Origin of the sequence: Aminobacter anthyllidis (assembly GCF_018555685.1) — a bacterium.
In the GTDB taxonomy this organism is placed as follows: domain Bacteria; phylum Pseudomonadota; class Alphaproteobacteria; order Rhizobiales; family Rhizobiaceae; genus Aminobacter; species Aminobacter anthyllidis.
Map to the genome: position 1 here is coordinate 589,929 of NZ_JAFLWW010000004.1, position 18,717 is coordinate 608,645.

The 18,717-nt window shown below is 59.8% G+C and carries 17 protein-coding genes; 11 read left to right on the forward strand and 6 right to left on the reverse strand.

The window, feature by feature from the left end; all coding sequences use genetic code 11:
- Nucleotides 1–48: 48 nt before the first annotated feature.
- From J1C56_RS16595 to J1C56_RS16605, 3 genes are all read right to left on the reverse strand, one after another.
- Nucleotides 49–1,635: an ABC transporter substrate-binding protein gene (locus tag J1C56_RS16595; protein WP_214391153.1), complete on the reverse strand. Its 1,587-nt coding sequence runs from the start codon at nucleotides 1,633–1,635 to the stop codon at nucleotides 49–51.
- Nucleotides 1,632–2,708 carry an ABC transporter substrate-binding protein gene (locus J1C56_RS16600; RefSeq protein WP_214391154.1) on the reverse strand — a complete coding sequence of 359 codons (1,077 nt, stop codon included), beginning with the start codon at nucleotides 2,706–2,708 and terminating at the stop codon, nucleotides 1,632–1,634. Before J1C56_RS16600 ends, J1C56_RS16595 begins: the two co-directional genes overlap by 4 nt.
- A 121-nt stretch (nucleotides 2,709–2,829) precedes the next feature.
- Nucleotides 2,830–3,987, reverse strand: a complete 1,158-nt coding sequence (locus J1C56_RS16605) for an ABC transporter substrate-binding protein (protein WP_214391155.1) — start codon at nucleotides 3,985–3,987, stop codon at nucleotides 2,830–2,832.
- Between the two features lie 49 nt (nucleotides 3,988–4,036).
- On the opposite strand from J1C56_RS16605, the gene J1C56_RS16610 reads away from it, so the two are divergent.
- Nucleotides 4,037–4,975, forward strand: coding sequence for a LysR family transcriptional regulator (locus tag J1C56_RS16610; protein ID WP_214391156.1), 939 nt, complete (start codon nucleotides 4,037–4,039; stop codon nucleotides 4,973–4,975).
- Nucleotides 4,976–5,509: 534 nt separating this feature from the next.
- On the opposite strand, the gene J1C56_RS16615 is transcribed toward J1C56_RS16610, so the two are convergent.
- The 3 genes from J1C56_RS16615 to J1C56_RS16625 form a co-directional block, all read right to left on the reverse strand.
- Entirely contained in the window at nucleotides 5,510–5,854 is a 345-nt protein-coding gene (locus J1C56_RS16615) for a DUF982 domain-containing protein (protein WP_338001455.1), read from the reverse strand.
- Nucleotides 5,809–6,111 (reverse strand): DUF982 domain-containing protein, encoded by a 303-nt coding sequence (locus J1C56_RS16620; protein ID WP_214391158.1) that lies wholly within the window; start codon nucleotides 6,109–6,111, stop codon nucleotides 5,809–5,811. The genes J1C56_RS16615 and J1C56_RS16620 overlap by 46 nt, the downstream gene beginning before the upstream one ends.
- Before the next feature lie 563 nt (nucleotides 6,112–6,674).
- Nucleotides 6,675–7,565: a LysR family transcriptional regulator gene (locus tag J1C56_RS16625; protein ID WP_184773914.1), complete on the reverse strand. Its 891-nt coding sequence runs from the start codon at nucleotides 7,563–7,565 to the stop codon at nucleotides 6,675–6,677.
- A gap of 130 nt (nucleotides 7,566–7,695) precedes the next feature.
- Here J1C56_RS16625 and J1C56_RS16630 point away from each other — a divergent pair, with 130 nt between their 5' ends.
- From J1C56_RS16630 to J1C56_RS16675, 10 genes are all read left to right on the forward strand, one after another.
- Nucleotides 7,696–8,877 (forward strand): MFS transporter, encoded by a 1,182-nt coding sequence (locus tag J1C56_RS16630; RefSeq protein ID WP_338001456.1) that lies wholly within the window; start codon nucleotides 7,696–7,698, stop codon nucleotides 8,875–8,877.
- Entirely contained in the window at nucleotides 8,793–9,962 is a 1,170-nt protein-coding gene (locus tag J1C56_RS16635; protein WP_214391160.1) for an alpha/beta hydrolase, read from the forward strand. The genes J1C56_RS16630 and J1C56_RS16635 overlap by 85 nt, the downstream gene beginning before the upstream one ends.
- 83 nt (nucleotides 9,963–10,045) lie before the next feature.
- Nucleotides 10,046–10,495: a cyclophilin-like fold protein gene (locus tag J1C56_RS16640; RefSeq protein ID WP_214391161.1), complete on the forward strand. Its 450-nt coding sequence runs from the start codon at nucleotides 10,046–10,048 to the stop codon at nucleotides 10,493–10,495.
- Nucleotides 10,496–10,986: 491 nt separating this feature from the next.
- Entirely contained in the window at nucleotides 10,987–12,576 is a 1,590-nt protein-coding gene (locus J1C56_RS16645; protein ID WP_214391162.1) for an ABC transporter substrate-binding protein, read from the forward strand.
- Nucleotides 12,576–13,553, forward strand: a complete 978-nt coding sequence (locus J1C56_RS16650; RefSeq protein WP_214391163.1) for an ABC transporter permease — start codon at nucleotides 12,576–12,578, stop codon at nucleotides 13,551–13,553. The genes J1C56_RS16645 and J1C56_RS16650 overlap by 1 nt, the downstream gene beginning before the upstream one ends.
- Nucleotides 13,546–14,442 carry an ABC transporter permease gene (locus J1C56_RS16655; RefSeq protein WP_214391164.1) on the forward strand — a complete coding sequence of 299 codons (897 nt, stop codon included), beginning with the start codon at nucleotides 13,546–13,548 and terminating at the stop codon, nucleotides 14,440–14,442. Before J1C56_RS16650 ends, J1C56_RS16655 begins: the two co-directional genes overlap by 8 nt.
- Complete coding sequence (locus J1C56_RS16660) at nucleotides 14,408–15,454, forward strand: ABC transporter ATP-binding protein (RefSeq protein WP_246591450.1); 1,047 nt, start codon at nucleotides 14,408–14,410, stop codon at nucleotides 15,452–15,454. Before J1C56_RS16655 ends, J1C56_RS16660 begins: the two co-directional genes overlap by 35 nt.
- Nucleotides 15,447–16,331: an ATP-binding cassette domain-containing protein gene (locus J1C56_RS16665; RefSeq protein WP_214391165.1), complete on the forward strand. Its 885-nt coding sequence runs from the start codon at nucleotides 15,447–15,449 to the stop codon at nucleotides 16,329–16,331. The genes J1C56_RS16660 and J1C56_RS16665 overlap by 8 nt, the downstream gene beginning before the upstream one ends.
- Nucleotides 16,328–17,263: a polysaccharide deacetylase family protein gene (locus tag J1C56_RS16670; RefSeq protein ID WP_214391166.1), complete on the forward strand. Its 936-nt coding sequence runs from the start codon at nucleotides 16,328–16,330 to the stop codon at nucleotides 17,261–17,263. The genes J1C56_RS16665 and J1C56_RS16670 overlap by 4 nt, the downstream gene beginning before the upstream one ends.
- On the forward strand, nucleotides 17,260–18,714 hold the full coding sequence (locus J1C56_RS16675; RefSeq protein WP_214391167.1) for an aldehyde dehydrogenase family protein: 1,455 nt from the start codon (nucleotides 17,260–17,262) through the stop codon (nucleotides 18,712–18,714). Before J1C56_RS16670 ends, J1C56_RS16675 begins: the two co-directional genes overlap by 4 nt.
- The last annotated feature ends 3 nt before the right edge of the window (nucleotides 18,715–18,717 follow it).

The following is an 18,717-nucleotide window of genomic DNA, read 5'->3' on the forward strand; positions in this document are numbered from 1 at the left end:
GATTGGAAAGATGGGCCGAACCCGGGTTCGGCCCAAGCGGTGCGATGGCTACTTTGTGGTCAGCCGGTAGTAGAGCACGCCGTTGGCGGGATCGATCGCGATGCTCTGGACGTTTTTCCTCTCGGCAATGCGGGTCATGCCCTGGAACATGAACACATAGGGGCTGTCTTCCTGGAGCTTTTTCTGCAGGTCGACATAAATCTGCATGCGTTTTGTTGTGTCGCGTTCCTTGACCGCCGCCGCGGCCAGATCCTTCACGTCCTGCGGAATCTCCCAGGCATTGCGCCATGCCGCCGTCTTGTTCGGAGCGTCATCCGAATTGTCGGGATTGTAGGTGAACGCGTAAGCATGTGACTGTGGGTCGCGATAGTCCGGGATCCAGGCGTTCTGGCTCAGCTCGTGCTGGCGCCCGCGATAGGCGGTGACCAACTGCTTCACGTCGCTCGGATTGATTTCCACCTTGATGTTGGCGAGGCTCATTGTGTTCTGGATGGACTGCGCCATTTCCAGGTAAGGCGAGGAGTTACGCACGTTCAGCTTGACGGTGAACCCGTCGGGATATCCGCCTTTCGCCAGCAACTCCTTGGCCTTCTCCACATCGAGCTTGTAGGGGGTGCCGTCCAGCTCTGCATCGAAACCCTTCGGCCAGAACGACTGGTGCACCGTCCACTGGCCTTTCAGGAAGGTGTCGACCATCCCTTGATAGTCGACCAGGTAGTTCAAGGCCTTGCGGACCTCGGGTTTCTTGAACGGCTCGAATTTCTCGTTGACCGCCAGATACTGGACCGACGCTTCCACTGAGTCCTGGATGGCGATGTCGGGGTTACCGGCAACACCCTGCATCAAATCGGGGGTCAGCGCCCGCGCCACGTCGATGTCGCCGCGCTCCAGCAGGAGACGCTGCGACGCCGGCTCCGCTACGTGACGGATCAGCACCCTCTGGACCTTGGGAGCGCCGAGCCGGAAGTTCGGGTTGGCTTCGAGCACAAGCGACTCGTTCGGCTTCCAGGACTTCAGGACGAACGGACCCGACCCTGCTGAATTGTTGCGCAGCCAACCAGCGCCCATATCGTTGGCGGTCACGTGCTCCAGGACCAGTTTCTCGTCGAGGACCGACGTGATGTTGTTGGCGAGAATGCTGATCACCAGGCTCGGCGCGAGGTCGGTGGTTATGGTTAGGTCGACCCTCATGGGATCGCGCGCCACGACCAGCTTTTCGATATTGTCTGCGGTCCAGCCGAACTGCGTGACGGCAAATGCCGGCGCCTTGTTCATTTTGACCATGCGCTGCAGCGAGAAGACGACGTCGTTGGACGTCATCGCGTTGCCGGAATGGAATACCTGGCCGGGCCTCAGCTTCAGCTCGAACGTCTTGCCGTCTTCGGATACCGTCCAGCTTTCGACCGCGCCACCCACCAGCTTGGTGACATCCTCGGGCTCGAACTGCATCAACTGTTCGTAGACGTTGTTGATCGTCTCTGTGCCGGAATGTTCGTAGTTCGACGCCGGATCGAGCGAGATGATGTCATCGATGGCCTTGGCGACGACGAGCGTATTGCCCGGTGTCTCGGCATAGGCGGTGCTGGTGAGCAGAAGAGCCGATAGCGCGGCGCCGTGCAGAAAACGCAATTTCATGGTTCCCTCCCATATTTATCTGAATGCGTGAATGACTGTGAGCCTGCGAGTGCGAGCCGGCCTTCGCGGCAGGATGCGTCCTCCTCGATAGCATCGCCGGCTGCCGTGGACGTCGCGTCAGGGCCAATCCTGCGCTCATCGATAAGAGGCAGGAAGGCCGTCGTGAACACCTCGTCGACTGCCGGCTGCCGGGGCAGCTTCCGGCTGTCCGCGCTCAGTTTCAGCAGACGTTCCATCCTGGCCCTGTCGATATCCCCCACGCCCTTGGCAAGCGTTTGCCAGCCTCCCATGTCCTCCTCGATCGTTTCCAGCAGACGCAGCCGATCGACCTGCGGCGGACGATCGGGAGCGTGGTTGATGAGGGCCTGGATGGCCGCGTCGGGATCGCAGGCGGCCGCGAGCACGCCCCGGTTGATAGCCCGTACGAATGCCTTTGCTACGGCTGGCTTGTCGCGTGCAAAGGTCGGCGAGACCATCAGGGCGCTGCCATATAGATCCTGCGCAACATCCTTGAATTTGAGGAAGCGGACTTCGGAGCGAACATCCTTGCCGCTGGCGCGTATGGCTGCCGACACCGTGGAAAGATAACCGAACAGCGCGTCGGTCTTGCCTTCCTTGAGCAGGTTGAGAAGTGCGATCCAGTCGCCATCGTTGCTCACCGTCCTGACGGAGCGGGGATCAAGCCCGGCCTTGCTGGCATATTGTTCGAAGGTGTTCAGCCCGACATCCACCGCGTGCGCTGTGATCGTCATCCCGGACAGGCCGGCGGGCGAACTGATTTGGGAGCCAGCCGGCAGGACAATCACCGACGGCGACCGGTCCATGACCATGTAGACGCCGACCGGAGAGGTTACGGGCTTTCGCGCCGCCTCTTCGATCAGGGCCTGGAAGTCACCGTAGCCGAACTCGATTCCTTCCTTCACCATGCGCCCGGCAGCGCTGAATGCACCCAGGCCGTCGACAAACTCGACGTCGATCTCCTCATCGCGGAAATAGCCGCGATCACAGGCCAGCGGAAACCAGGCATTCGCCCCGGTGAAGCCGGAATTCGTAAGCAGCCTTACTTTATGCATCCGCTCCCGCCTTCCGGCCCTGCGGTTTCATGGTGCGTGAAGTCTCAAGACGCAGCCATCGTCGCGATGGTCGGCACGCGACGGGTGAGGCCCGCGCCTTCACGCAGTTGCCAAGCTGGAGCTATTTCGCGAGCGGTTTCGCACGCTCTTCGAGAGGCGGCAGGAACGCACGGGTGAAAATTTCCTCGGGCTTCGGCGTGCGAGGCAGACGGCATGCGTCCACCATCAGGGCAATAGAACGAGCGATGCGCTTGTCGTCGACATCGCCGATGCCATGAACGGCGCCTTCCGGATGTGCCATTTCGACCTGCAAGGTACCCATCAGGCGCGGACCATCGACCTCGCGGCGGAATTTCGGTGCCATCTTCTGGACGGCGTTCAGCGCCGTTTCGGGATCTTTCAGGGTTTCCACCAGGCCACGGTTGACCGCGGCGACCAAGCCCTTGACCGCTTCCGGATGCTTGGCGATGAACTCCGGGCTCATCATCAGCGCATTGCCGTAGAACTCCGGCACCAGATCCTGGAATTCGAGGAAATCCAGTTTCTCGCGTCCGTCTATGTCGATGCCGCGCAGTGCCGCAATGATGGTGTTGACGAAGCCGAACACCCCATCGACGTTACCATCGACAACCTCCTTGGCATTGGCCGCCATGCTGGCGTTGGAGCGAAGGATCCGAACGTCTTCCGGATCGATGCCGGCGATCTTTGCATAAGGCGGGAAGGCCTCGATCGCGGCGTCGATCGGGTGACCGATGATGACCTTGTCCTTGAGATCCTTTGGTTCCCTGATCGGCCCGCCCTTGCGGATGCCGATGGTCAGCGGCGTTGTGTTGAACGCGACAAAGACGGCTGTCGGGCAGTTTTTGGGTCGAAGACCGGCAAGCTTGATCAGCGCGTTCATGTCACCATAACCGCCGTCATAGCCTTCTTGGGGAATGCGCGTGACGACCGACGCCGCGCCATCACCAGGCGAGAACTCCACGTCCAGCCCGGCTTCCTTGAAATAACCGCGCTCATGCGCAAGACAGAAAAAGGCATGTGGGCCGGATATTCCGCCGTTCAACAGGAGCTTGACCTTCAGCAGGTCGCCGGAAGCGGCCGGCGCTGTTGTTTGGGCGAAAGCCGGTGAAACTGCGGACGCCAGGACGGCAGCACCGCCCATTGCTTTGAAGATGTCACGACGGGTCGTTCTCATGCTTCCCTCCTCCGGGGCGCCTTCGCGTGATGCGGTGGCTAAGAACCTCGTCAGAGCTTCGTCGTTTCTGTCGTTGCCGTCCATTTCAGAATGTGCAACGCTCTATTGCCGAAAACAGAACGCAGCACAACCAATGTCCCGCACACTTATCCCCGTGTCGCTCATCTACTTCGACCGGGTTGCGACAGAGGGCTCCATTCAGGCGGCCGCTCGAAGCTTGAACATCGCCGCTTCGGCGATCGATCGGCAAATCCTCGGTCTTGAGGATCGGCTGAACGCCAAGCTCTTCGAGAGAATGCCGAAGGGCATGCGGTTGACGGCAGCCGGTGAAATATTGACCGGGTTGGTGCGCCGCTGGCAGGTCGAAGAGAGCAAGACCGTGACCGAGATCTTTCGCCTGCAAGGCATCCAGCAGGGGAAAGTCAACATCTTCGCGATGGACAGCCATGCAAGCAGCATCCTGCCGCAACTCGTCCAGCGCCTTGCGGTCGAACATCCCCTAATCGGATTGTCGGTTCAGATTGGCTCCACGGACGAGGCAGTCGCAGCACTCATGGACGGCGAGACTGACCTGGTCGTCGCCTTCAATTTGCCGGCGCTCAGGGAATTGCGTGTGCTCTGGAATTCGACCCTTCCGCTTGGATGCGTCGTTCATCCAAAACACCCGCTTCTCGATCTACCGGAAGTGAGACTGCACGATGTCATCGCTTACCCGATCGCGTTGCAGAGCAAGTCGCTGCTTATCCGAAGGCTCCTTGAGACACGATACAGTTGGCTTTTCACCGAGCCGCGGGGGCATGTTGAAACCAACTCCCTGCACTTGGTCAAGAACTTGGCGCGCAGTGGCAACTACGTCGCGCTGACCTCCGAACTCGATACTGCCGAGGAACTGGTGAGCGGTGTCCTCCGCTTCGTGCCGATCGTGGATAGCGACGCAATAAGGCAAACGTCCGGTGTCGCGGCCGCAGCCTCGAAGCCTCTGAGCTCGATCGTCGAAATCGTTGCAAATTGCGCAATTGGGGTTGTGGAAAAGGTGTTGCGCGAAGCCCGCAATGGACCCGTCAGCCGCTAGCGCAGCAGCCTAGTCGCACCGGACCGTTGTCAATTGCCCTGAAAATCCACTTTTCCCCACGTCACACCCTTACCGCGCGGGAGGTTGTAGGCCGAGCGGCAGCTCACCGCGAAATTCATCGAAAACCGGACTGGCCGTTTCCGGTCCCGTCATCGCCGACGGCAATCGGGCCGTCAACGGTGATGATTCCTTCCTCCGTGGAGCATTCGCTTCCGCCGCTCGGATTTGGTCACCCGAGCGGCTTTTCATTGTCAGGATGGTGGACGGACGAGGCTAGGGCCCATCAGTCTTAGCTTTCAAACGTTTGGCACCGAGGTACATCACTGCTGACGCCGCTTTCGTGCGGTCCCAGCCGGCGGCCTCGGCATGGTCCAGAAGCTTATCGACATGTTCTGCTAAGGCGCCTTGGCATTCAGCATCGTAAGCCAGGGCACTTGGGTGATTTTCGGGCGATTTTATCATGGGTAGCTTTGCCATTAGTTACGTCCGAATAGCTGGGAGAGGGCAGCAGCTAGCTGCTGCCCCGCCGATCAATTAAGCGTGGGCAGATCGAGACCCCGCACTTTCCAGGGGCATCTCGCCGTCCTCGACCAGGATGTCATTCTTCCGAGCAAAGGCGGCGAAGACACCCCTGGCTGTCTCAGCGTCAATGTCCCCAGACAATGCAGCTTTACAGGCCCTGATTGCCGCTCGCTGCTCAGGGCTATTCCCGCACCACTCCATCGCGAATTGAAAGGCATCGACAACGGTATTGAGTTGGCGAGGGAAGCCAAGTCCGACCCAAACACGGATGGGCTTTTGGAAAGATTGTGCGAGCATCGCGCGTCCTCCGCTTATGGACCGAGACCGCTTGCGCCAGCCTTTCCCCCTGTCATCCATGGCAGCGGGATGCTGACCTCTTCGAGGATGTTGGCGGATTTGGCGAAGCCGCAGAATGCCTGTCGCGCGGCGCCGAGCGGATAGTTGCTCTCAAAAGCGCGTTGACAGGCGCGGAGCGCCGTCTCGTAAATCGTGCCGCGTCGGTTCTTTGGCCATTCATAGAGAAATTCGAGGGCGTCCTCGAGACATGCTATTTCCTCGATAAGACTGTTTCCGGACTTTACGAAAACAGGGCTGTCGAACATCCGATCGCTCATTAGATCCTCCAAGTCGAACGAAAGTTTGCGTTTTTGAATAGGCCGACGCCGACAGCGGCAGCGACCTGCAATCGATATGTGTCGTCAGATTTCCGGTTTCAAGAACAGTTTGACGCAGGGGTCAGCAATCGAGCAATGTCGGGTGGAGTACCACTGGCTTAGGCGATTTTCGCAAGAATTTTGGGCATCGATACAGAAAACAAGAAATGCCTGGCGAGCTTCTGTGGTGAAAAGCGGCGAGGCCCGATCGGCAGCGAGTGCCCCCCAGCGTGCAAAATTCCCTCTTCCCGCCCTCCACGCTCCACGCTCCACGATGTATGAAATGAATCCGAGGTTAGTTCGGGACCTCGGTCATACTTGAATTGATGTCAGCTATCGCTTTCTGGTCGGCGGAAGCTGCCTGTCCGGAGACGGGCCCGATGCTGCCGGAAATTTGACTGAGACGGTCCGCTCTTAGACTGGCGCTCGAAAGAGCGGTCGCTTGAATCCTACGGCAGTTCGACTGCAACGCGATCCAATCGCGGTCTTGGCGGAAAATCCGACCCGCCAAAGTCAGGAATCTGCTACTTCTGCCTCAGAGCATCAACCACAATCCGGAATGCCGGCAGGTTCTGGTGACGGCTTGGGTAATAGAGGAAATAGCCGTCGAAGAAGGGCGACCAGTCATCGAGCAGAAGCACTAGTTCGCCCGATGCTACCAGCTGATCGGCCAGGCTGTTCGGCACGAAGGCGATGCCCAGCCCGTTCAACACCGCATCCATCATTGGCTCCGATTTGTTGAACGTCAGCTGGCCATTCACGCGCACACGCAGTTCCTGGCCGTCCTTCTCGAACTCCCACGCATAGAGCCCGCCACGCGTCTCGTGGCGCATGTTGATGCAGTTGTGTCCAATCAGCTCCTGCGGGTGCTGCGGCGCGCCGTGCGCGGCGACATACCCTGGCGCGGCGACGGCCACCATTCGCCAATCCGGCCCAATGCGGACGGCGATCATGTCCTTCTCAAGGCTTTCGCCCAACCTCACGCCGGCGTCGAATCCATCCTCGACAATGTTGCGAAAACTGCTGTCCAGGCTGAGTTCAACGCCGATGTCGGGATAGTTTAGCAGCACCGACTTCAGTTTCGGCCAGACCACAGTGTCTAGCGCGTGTTGAGACAGAGTGAGACGGATTGACCCGGATGGGCGCTCGCGGAATTCCATCAGCTGTGCGATTTCCTCTTCGATCTCGGCCACACGCGGGGCCATGACCCGCAGCAGCCGCTCGCCGGCCTCAGTGAGAGCAACTGAGCGCGTCGTTCGCGTCAAAAGACGGATGCCCATATTGGTTTCCAGCCGCTTGATCGTATGGCTGAGCGTTGATTGCGCGACGCCAATGCGGGCGGCAGCGCGCGTGAAGCTATGTTCGTCGGCGACTGCCTTGAACCACATCAGATCGTTGAAATCGGTTCCCGCCATCTGCGCACCTTTATATGGGCGCATGCATATTAATCGATCTGGTCGATTAGTTCATGCAATTCTTGGTGGCTAATCCGAATTATCGGGTTTTGCTAGATGAGGCTCATTCAATCGACCGCGAGCCGCTGACGTGACCGACACAACATTCCAAACTCTGGATCGCAGGCCTGTCCTCTGGGGGCCTGTTCTGTCCATGGCGCTCTGCGTTGCCGTCCTTATTGCCTCGGAGTTCATGCCCGTCAGCCTGCTGACGCCAATTGCGAATGATCTCGGCGTGACGGAAGGCGCGACCGGCCAGGCAATCTCCATATCCGGCGTCTTCGCCGTCGTGACCAGCCTGTTTATCGCCGGCCTTGTGAAGAACACCGATCGCAAGCTGGTGCTGCTCTCCTTCTCGGCGCTGCTCGTCATATCGGGCGCCGTCGTGACCTTGGCCCCCAGCTTTCCTGTGCTTATGGCCGGTCGCGCCCTGCTGGGCGTGGCTATCGGCGGCTTCTGGTCGATGTCGACAGCGATCGTCATGCGGTTGGTGCCTGCCGACTCCGTGCCGAAGGGGTTGGCCATGATCAATGCCGGCAACGCAATCGCCGCCACCATCGCCGCACCGCTGGGCAGCTTGCTCGGCGACTATGTCGGCTGGCGCGGCGCATTCTTCCTGGTCGTGCCGCTGGCACTGGCCGCGCTTGCGTGGCAGTGGGTCGCAATGCCGTCGCTGCTCTCACTGGGCCGGGTGAGAACGGCTAATGTGTTCAGGCTGCTTGGCAGCCGTCAGGTCGCGCTTGGCATGCTCGCGATCTTCCTGCTCTTCATGGGGCAGTTCGCGCTTTTCACCTATCTGCGGCCGTATCTGGAGACTGTCGCCGGTTTCAGCGTCCAGACACTTTCGGCCATCCTGCTGATGTTGGGACTGGCGGGTGTCATCGGAACCTGGGCGATCGGCCGGCTGCTGAAGGCCCGTCTCTACAGCATATTGATCGCCATTCCGCTTTTCATGGCGCTGCTTGCCGTTCTGCTGATCGTTTTCGGCTCAGCGCCCGCCGTCGTCGCCGTACTGCTGGTCGCCTGGGGCTTCTTCGGCACCGCCGCCCCGGTTGGCTGGGGCGTTTGGCTCAGCCGCGCCATGGCCGACGACTCCGAAGCCGGCGGCGGACTGCAGGTCGCGGTCATCCAGCTCGCCATCACCCTGGGCGCGGCAACCGGGGGCCTTTTGTTTGATCATCTCGGCTGGTGGAGCGCGTTCGCGCTCGCAGCAATCCTCTTGCTTGGCTCCGCCATTGCCGCCGCCGCAGCCGCCTACGACCACAACCGCTGACAGGAGCACTGACCATGTCTAACCACAACCCTATCACTGCAACGCGCCGCACCATGATCGGCGTACTCGCCAGCGTGGCGATCGTCGCGCCGCGCACCCTCTTCGCCCAATCCAACCCGACTGGAAATACGACCATGACCAACCACGGCTATACATTCGAACTCTCGCCCGATGTCACCCGCACACCGGTGCGCTACCGCAATCGCTACGGCATCGAGGTCGCCGCCGATCTCTATCGGCCGAAGGCCTTTGACGCATCGGCCAAGCACCCCGCGATTGTCATCGGCCCTCCGCACGGCGGCGTGAAGGAACAGGGTGTCGGCATTTACGCCCAGGAGATGGCCAAGCGCGGCTTCGTGGCGCTCGGCTTCGATCCCTCTTATAACGGCGAAAGCGGCGGCGAGCCGCGTCACATCACCTCGCCTGAAATCTTCGCGGAAGATTTCAGCGCAGGCGTCGATTATCTCGGTACGCTTACCGTAGTTGACCGCGAGCGCATTGGCGCGATCGGCATGTGCGGCAGCGGCGGTTTCCTTCTCAGCCAAGCCGCTGTCGATCAACGTATCAGGGCCGTCGCGACAACCGCGATGTATGACATCAGCCGCGTCATGCGGAATGGTTGGCAGGACTCCAGTTCCGACGCAGAGAGGCATAAAATGCTGGCAGCTCTCTCCAATCAGCGCTGGGCGGACATAGACGCTGGTTCGCCGCAATTGCAGCCGACGTTTCCGGCTTCGATGCCAGCGGAAGGGCCGGATCCGATCACACGCGAGTTCTTCGAATATTATGTCGAACCGCGCGGCCGTCATCCACGCTCCATCGGTGGGTTCACCCTGACCAGCGGCTTGCCACATGTCAATTTCGGCCAGTTGCGCCACATTGCCGACATTGCCCCGCGACGCATCATGCTCATTACCGGCGACATCGCGCACAGCCGATATTTCAGCGAAACGGTGCATGAGCAGGCCAAGGGCAACAGCGAGCTGGTTGTCGTTCCCGACGCGCGCCACATCGACCTTTACGACCGCGTCGACGTGATCCCGTTTGATCGGTTGCAGAGCTTCTTCAGCGAAGCGTTGGCCTGATCGGTCAACGTGCGAAAAGCGCCCCGCGCGCTTGCGCAGGGCACCCACCGCAGTAGTTCTGAGACGAAGACCGGGAGACGACCATGTCGAGCCAACTTCCCACCCGACGCAACGTCCTTGCCGGCCTTGCCATCGCCGTGGCAATGCCGCGCGTGGCGAGCGCCCAGACAAATGAGGCTCCGATGCGGATGCGCTGTTCCTTTTCTGACCAGTCCTTCACCTATCGCCTGTTCGACAGTCCGACCACGCGCGATCTCATTTCGCTGCTGCCGCTGGACCTGAAGATCGAGGATTTCTCAAGCAACGAAAAGCTGGCGCACCTGCCGCGCCGGCTCGACGAAGGCGGGCTAGCCGACTACAGCGATGAAACCCCCGGCGATCTCTGCTATTTTCGCGGCTGGGGCAATTTGGCGTTTTTCTATGCCGCCTATGACTATCGGGGCGACCTGATCCGCCTCGGCCGCATCGAAGGTGGTGTCGAGCCACTGCTCGTCAAGGGCGAGTTCCCGCTGAGGATCGATCTGGTCAGCTGAGTTGGGGATGCACCGGTGGCATGTGGCATCCCCATAGATTGGAAAATGCACCGATCGTGCGGCGGCAGCTTTCGGAGAGCGATCAATTCCAACTTAATGTCCGCAGAGAGGTCGGTTGCGGAATGGCCGCTTTGGCCTACTGCGTTCCAACAGCTGACAGCCTGAAACCGCCCCCCTTTGGTCCAGTGACTGCTCCGCTCCACGCCGTACAAGTTGGATAACCGTTGGACCCGACGCACGCGCAATGGCTCTCATACGCTCGTCAGGGCGTGCGTTTTCCGCTGGTCCCGTAAAAATGCCCCGCGTCGCCCGGGAGCATCGCGTTCGGCGATCGACCTCATATTGCATCAACCGAACCGCCTTTTTTCAAGCAACTGCTGATGTGTGGTTGACGACAAACGTCAAAGCGCCTAATCTCTTGATCATCAGTGATGATCAAGAGTGGATGGAGCCAAAACAGGGAACACTCCAGGCCACAAACGGGAGGAGTTATGCAGGTAATTTCCACGCGCGTCCGTGCCGCATTGCTGGCCACGACGATTGTCTTCGGGCCCACAGCGGTCTTTGCCCAGCAGGCTGCAGCGCCAGTGAAGGGAGGGCAGATCAAGGTCGCTATCTTCGCTGAGCCGACGACGCTGATGCCGCTTAGTCAGGACATCAACGTCCAGATCATTGCGGCCCAGCTTTACCCGTCGCTTCTCAAGTTCGACGGCAAGATCACGCCGAAGCCCTATCTCGCGAAGGCCTGGCGGGTTTCCGACGACGGTCTGACCTATGAATTTGACCTCGTCGAGACTGCCAAGTGGTCCGATGGCAAGGCGATCACGTCCGCCGACGTAAGGTTCTCTTTCGAAGAGATGATCCTCAAGTATCAGCCGGCTGGTAAGTCAAATTTCGGCGTGATCGAGAGCATCGATGACTCCAAACCGGGTACCGTCGTTTTTAAGCTGAAGCGCTCATATGCCCCGTTCCTCAGCCTTCTGAACTCACTTTACGCGCCGATCGTGCCAAAGCATGTCTACGAAGGCACGGATCCGATGAAAAACGAAAACAGCCTGACTGCGGCTGTCACCGGCGGTCCTTTCAAGGTCAAGGAATGGGTGAAGGGCGATCACCTCACTGTAGTTCGCAACCCCGACGCCTTTGATACTCCCAATCTCGACGAAATGACTTTTCGTTTCATCTCGGATGCCTCCGCCCGCATGCTTGCTCTGAAGACGGGCGCCATCGATTATCTGCCGCCGTCGGCGATGCCTTACAGCTCGCTCGCGATGCTTGAAGGCGACGAGAACATCAAGTTGCAGCCGATCGGCGACGAAGCCGCCGCCAAGGTGCTGACGATTGGCTTCAATCTGCGCCGTGCGCCGTTCGATAATGTGAAGGTGCGTCAGGCTATCAGCCACGCGATCAACAATGAGTTCATTGCGGAGGCAGTGAGCTTTAAGCACGAGAAGGCGGCCGTCGGACCTCTGAATTCCAAAAGCTGGGCCTGGGATGCGAGCCTCAAAGGCTATAATTTTGATCCCGAGCTTGCCAAGAAAATGCTCGACGAGGCTGGCCTTCCTGTAAAGGCCGACGGCTTCCGCTTCGCAATGACCGTCAATACGCGGCCGAGCGTGGCTGTGTTCCACAAGGCAAACGAGATCGTGGTGCAGAACTTGAGGGCGATCGGCATCAATGCCTCGCTTCGCCCGCTTGAATCGGCTCCGTATACTGCCTCCACCTACATCGAGTCCGATTTCGACGTCTCCAGCGTCGCCTGGATATCAGCCTTCGATGCCAACAATCTGGCACCACTCTATGCCTGCGAGAACATTCGTCCTGCGCCCTATTCAAACTTCATGGGCTATTGCAACAAGCAGGTGGACGAGCTTTTCGCCAAGGGCGCGGCAGAGTCCGATCAGGCCAAGCGCAAGGCGGTGTACGTCGAGATGCAGCAGCGTATCATCGACGATGCTCCAGCGATCTGGCCAATGAATTGGTCTGACTGGTCGGCGTCGCGCACCCGTGTCCAGGGCCTCCCGGCTGGTCCTTGGGACGGTCGCGATCCCATGGACGATCTCTGGGTAGAGGCAAAGTAATGTCAACGGTGCCGAGGATCGTCGGGACGCGCCTGCTACAGGCTGTTCCGCTGCTGATTGCAACGGTGGTCGTCAATTTCGCTATCATCCATCTCGCACCGGGCGACCCCGTGACGATGATGGTGGGCGAAGGTGCGGTTTCTGCGGACCAGATGGAGGCGCTCAGGGAAAGCCTGGGACTGAACAATCCGCTTCACATCCAGTTCCTGGATTACCTGACCAGCGTTCTGCAGGGCGACCTCGGCACCTCTTATGTCTACCACCAGCCCGTGAGCGAGATCATTGCCTCGCGAATCCCTGCAACCCTGCTTCTGATGGGATCGACCTATCTCCTGTCGACATTCCTTGGGCTGCTGTTTGGCATTGTTGCGGCACTCCGGCCTTCATCGCTGCAGGATCGGGTGCTGATGACAATTGCGATCCTCGGCTACTCCGTGCCGACTTTCTGGCTCGGTTTCATTGCACTGATGATCTTTGCTGTGGAGCTCGGCTGGCTTCCGATCTCAGGCATGGTGGAGTCCGGTCTGGAACCCGGAAGCTGGGAATATTGGAAGAGTGTTCTGCACCACCTTGTGCTTCCGGTGGCGGTGCTGTCGCTCTTCTACACCGGTCTCATTGCGCGCCTGATGCGCACCTCGATGCTCAATTCCCTGCGTGGTGATTTCATCGTCACCGCCCGGGCCATGGGTCTGTCGAATTGGCGCATCGTACTTAGGCATGCCGTTCCGAACGCGATTACCCCGATCGTGACGGTGCTTGGGCTGCAGATCGGCCTCATGCTTTCGGGGGCCGTTTTGACCGAAACAGTCTTTGGCTGGCCGGGGCTCGGCGTGCTCACAGTGCAGGCGGTTGCCCAGCGCGACTATCCGCTTCTGCTCGGCATGTTCCTCCTGACATCGGTGATGGTCATCATCGCCAATGTTCTGACCGACCTTGTCTATCTCGCCATCAATCCGAGGCTTCGCAGCAATGGCTGATATCTCAAGAGTTGCCGATCCGCTTGCCATGAGCAAGGGCGAGGAGCCGATGCAAACGGTACCGCATTGGCGCGAAGCATGGGTCCACTTCAGGCATAGCCGTATCGCTGTACTTGCCCTGGGCGTGCTGCTGCTGTTGGGCTTTGCCGCGCTTCTTGCACCTTGGCTTGCGCCTTATAGTCCGACCGAAGTCAGTGTGATGGACGTTCTGCAGAGTCCCAATGCCCTTCATTGGTGGGGTACTGATGACCTTGGGCGGGACGTTTACAGCGGCGCGCTCTACGGCCTGCGCATTTCCATGGCTGTAGGTCTCATGGCCGGGCTCGTTGCGGCAATCCTCGGAACAATCATCGGTGCGCTTGCTGGCTTCCTCGGCGGTTGGGTGGATGCGCTTCTCATGCGCATCACTGACTTCATACTGACGATCCCCGTGCTCTTTCTGGCGTTGGTCCTCATTCCGGTCTTCGGCTCCTCCCGCTTGATCGTGATCTTCGTGATCGGTGGATTGGCATGGCCTTCCATTGCGCGGCTCGTGCGCGCTGAGTTCCTGAAGCTGCGATCGGAAGCCTTTGTCGAGGCAGCCCGCGGTTATGGTGCACGTCGCTTCAAGTTGATCTTCTCGGAGATCCTGCCGAACACGTTTGACCTCGTGTTGGTGTCGACTGCGCTACAGGTTCCTGCGGCCATTCTCATCGAGGCTGGCCTGTCCTTTTTAGGTGTTGGCGATCCGGAGCCGCGCAGCCTCGGCCTGATGCTCAAGGATGCCTACGGGCTTCTTGGTCTTGCCTGGTGGAGCGCGGTGTTCCCCGGCCTTGTGCTTTCGGCTCTGGCCATCAGCCTCAATCTGGTTGCCGATGCCTTCAACGATGCGGTGCGTGGCCATGAATAGTCTGACTGCCATAAGCGCAGGTCCTGAGACACTGCTCAGCGTCGCGGGCCTCTCCACCGAACTTCGCACCCGTAAGGGCACGGTACATGCCCTCCACAATGTGGGCTTCACTGTGCGCCCCGGCGAGGCGATTGCGATCGTTGGCGAATCCGGTTGCGGCAAGTCGATGACTGCGCGTTCGATCATGCGGGTGCTGCCGCGTCCTATCGACAAGGTGACATCGGGCCACGTTCGTTTCGGCGGCACGGATCTGCTCACGCTCTCTGAAGCCGCAATGCGCCGGATTCGCGGCGCACGTATCGCAATGATCTTCCAGGATCCGATGAGCCACCTCGATCCATTGATGCGCATCGGCGACCAGATCAGCGAGGTACTCCACGCCCACAAGAAGCTGAGCGGGGAGGTACTGCAGAATGCGGTACGCGACGCACTTGCAGCGGCGCAGATTCCCGATATCGAGCGTGTTGCCGGCTCTTATCCGCATCAGCTCAGTGGTGGCCTGCGCCAACGCGCGTTGATCGCCATGGCGCTAGCTTGCGACCCTCAACTTCTCATCGCCGACGAGCCGACGACGGCGCTCGACGTGACGACGCAAAAGCAGATCTTGCAGCTTTTGCGCCAGCTTGTGACAGAGCGGCAGATGGGGCTCGTGCTCATCACCCACGACCTTGGCGTTGTGGCCAATATCTGCGACCGCGTCTATGTGATGTATGCCGGCCAAGTCATCGAGCATGCGGATGTTCATGACTTCTTCGACCGCCCACAGCATCCTTATTCCCAAGGACTCCTCGCTTCATTGAAGAGCCTGAGCGAGGGCAGCGAACGACTATCCTCTATTCCGGGCGCTGTGCCCAATCTGTTGGCGCCTCCATCGGGCTGCAGGTTTCGCGCGCGCTGTGGCTACGCGATGGACATATGCGCCGCTCAGGACCCCGCCCAGCGGCTCCGCCACGACAATCATCGTGATGCGGCCTGCTGGCTCGTCGAGGACAAGGAGGGCACCAATGTCTGATGTGATCCTGAAAGTAGACGGCCTTACCAAGACCTATGGTGGCAAGCGTAGTCTGCTCGGTGGCGTGGCCCCGGAAAAGCGGGCAGTGGACAATGTCAGCTTCGAACTGAAGCGCGGCGAGTCACTCGGCATTGTCGGTGAGTCAGGTTCAGGCAAAAGCACTGTTGCGCGGCTGATCACAAGGCTGGTGGAGCCAACATCCGGGTCCGTTTTTCTTGACGGCAAGGATTTTCTTGCCCTGCGCGACGAAGAACTGCGCAGCTTCCGACGCCGCATCCAGATGGTGTTTCAGGATCCCTATGCTTCGCTCAACCCCCGCAAGACAATTGCGGGTTCGGTCAGTGGGCCGTTGCGGGAGCGTATTGAGCGCCTAACGTCACTGGCAATCGAAGAGAGGGTACAACAGCTGCTCAGTGATGTGGGGCTCAATCCTCCAGCTCGATTTGCCGGCCGGTTTCCCAAGGATCTGAGTGGCGGACAGCGACAGCGCGTTGGCATTGCGCGAGCGATCGCTGCAGAACCGGACATCATCGTTGCCGACGAGCCGGTTTCGGCGCTCGATGTTTCGGTGCGCGCGCAGGTTCTCAACCTGTTCAACGACCTGCGCAAGCAGCGTGGTCTGTCTTACGTATTCATCTCCCACGATCTCGATGTCATCCGCAGCGTTTGTGATCGCGTGGCGGTAATGCAGTCGGGCAAGGTGGTGGAGATGGGGGATGTCGGGCAGATCCTTGAGCGGCCCAGCCATCCCTACACGCAACAGCTTCTCGCCTCGTCGCTGAGACCCAATCCATCCTTATATCAACCGCGCAAGACGCATGACCAGACCTGGGCCGCCACAGAGCCGTCCGGTATCATGACGGGAGCAAAACATTGACTTTCCAGGACCAGATCGTTCCCGGACCTGAACGGGACTTTGTCGGCTATGGCCGCAGGAAGCCGCGCGTCGAATGGCCTGAAAAGGCAACGGTGGCGGTGAATTTCTGCATCGCCTATGAAGAGGGGGCCGAGCGCTCCAAACCTTCCGGGGACGAACGCGGCGAGAGCCTGGGTGGCGTCTATCCGATCGGCGAGACGCACCGTGACCTCGCCGTGGAGACGCTGTTTGAATATGGCAGCCGCGCCGGTATTTGGCGCTTGGCTGAACTGCTCGACGAGCACGCTATTCCAGCGACACTGTTTGCGGCAGCCGTCGCTCTCGAGCGCAATCCAGAAGTCAGCGCCTGGGTGCGCGAACGCCAGCACGATATCTGCTGTCACGGCTGGCGCTGGAGCGAACCGTGGTTGCTGGACGAAGAAGAGGAGCGCCAGCGTATCGCACTAGCGGTGGAATCCGTCATCAAAACGACGGGCCGTCGCCCAGTCGGCTGGCGGTCGCGCACTGGGGCGAGCGTAAACACGCGCCGGCTACTGATCGAAGAGGGTGGGTTCCTCTACGATTCAGATTCATACAACGACGATTTGCCGTACTTCCCGAAGGATGCGGGCAATCATCTCGTCGTGCCCTACACACTCACCTACACCGAAGGCAAACTCGTGCAGCCAGTTGGCTACACAAGCCCCGCGGATTTTTGGGAGACCTGCCGTCTTGGGCTCGACGAGCTGCGCAGAGAGGGCAGGGGCGGGTTCCCCAAGATGATGTCCATCGGACTCCATCCGCGTCATACCGGCCAAGCCGGCCGGATGGCGGGTCTGCGCAGCTTCATCGAATATGCACTGACCCCCGGTGATGTCTGGTTCGCTCGCCGCGAGGACGTCGCCCGGCACTGGATTGAAAATCACAAAAATTTCGAGGTGAAAGCGCGATGAGCAACGTGACGATACCTGAAGGCGCTTACCCTGCAATCATCGGCGGTGAGCGCATCTTCACCGCGCAAAGCATCGAGGTCATCGATCCGGCTACTGGCAAGGTCTTTGCCACTGTCGCGCGTTGTGGTGAGACTGAGGTCGATCAGGCGGTTGCTGCTGCACGCAAAGCCTTCAATAAATCTTGGCGCCTGACCACTGCAGCAGAGCGAGCACGTTTGCTGTCACGCTTCGCCCAGGTGATCTCCGAGCACGCAGACGAACTCGCTGCGCTTGAAAGCCGAGATACGGGCAAGCCGATGCGGCAAGCAAAGATCGATGTAGCCTTCTCTGTGCGCTATTTCGAATACTACTCGCATATGGCCGAGGCCGTGTTCGGTTCGGTCATCCCTGCTGCAACCGACCGCTTCACCTTCACGACTCGTGAGGCCTATGGGGTCACTGGCCACATCATCCCATGGAACTATCCGCTCGGCATTGCGAGCCGGACGTTGGCTCCCGCGCTGGCTGCGGGCAATTGCTGCGTGCTGAAACCGGCGGAGCAGGCCCCTCTCAGTTCCGTGCGGATTGCAGAACTTGCGCTGGTGGCCGGGTTCCCGGCAGGTGTCCTGAATGTGGTGCCAGGCCTGGGTTCGGAGGCAGGTGCAGCTCTTTCCGGCCATTCGGGCATTGATCATGTTTCCTTCACCGGTTCGGTGCCGGTCGGTCGCAAAATTGCCGAAGCGGCAGCGAAAAACCTTATCCCTGCCGCGCTCGAACTGGGAGGCAAGTCTCCCAACATCGTGTTAGCGGACGCAGACCTCGACCTGGCCACACCGGTGGTGGCAAGTGCCATCCTACAGAACGCTGGGCAGACCTGTTCTGCCGGCGCGCGGCTTCTCGTGCATCGCGATGTGCATGACGATCTCGTTTCGCGCCTCAAGGGCATCTTTGCCCGCGCGACGATCGGAGCAGGCAAAACCGATCCGGATCTCGGGCCGGTGATCTCCGCCCTCCAGCACCAGCGTGTCAGTGAACTGGTCGACATCGGGCGCGGTGAAGCCATGCTCGTCCATGGCGGCCGCCGTCCTGCGGGCGCCGAATATGAAGAAGGATACTTCATCGAACCGACTTTGTTCGACAATGTGGCGCCCGGGGCGACAATCGCTCAGCGCGAGATATTTGGGCCGGTGCTCACAGTCACGTCGTTTAGCGATCTGGACGAGGCAGTCGAGATCGCCAATGGCACCGATTACGGTCTGGTTACCGGCGTATGGACCCGCAACATCGGCCGCGCCAACTGGCTCATTCGAGAACTTCATTGCGGCCAGGTGATGGTCAACACCTTCTCCAACGGGGTCGAGCTGCCGTTCGGCGGCCGCAAGAAATCCGGCTACGGCGTGGAGAAGGGCTATGACGCGCTTCTCGCCTTCACCCATGTGAAGGGTGCCGTTGTTGTGATGAGCAAGGATTGAGGA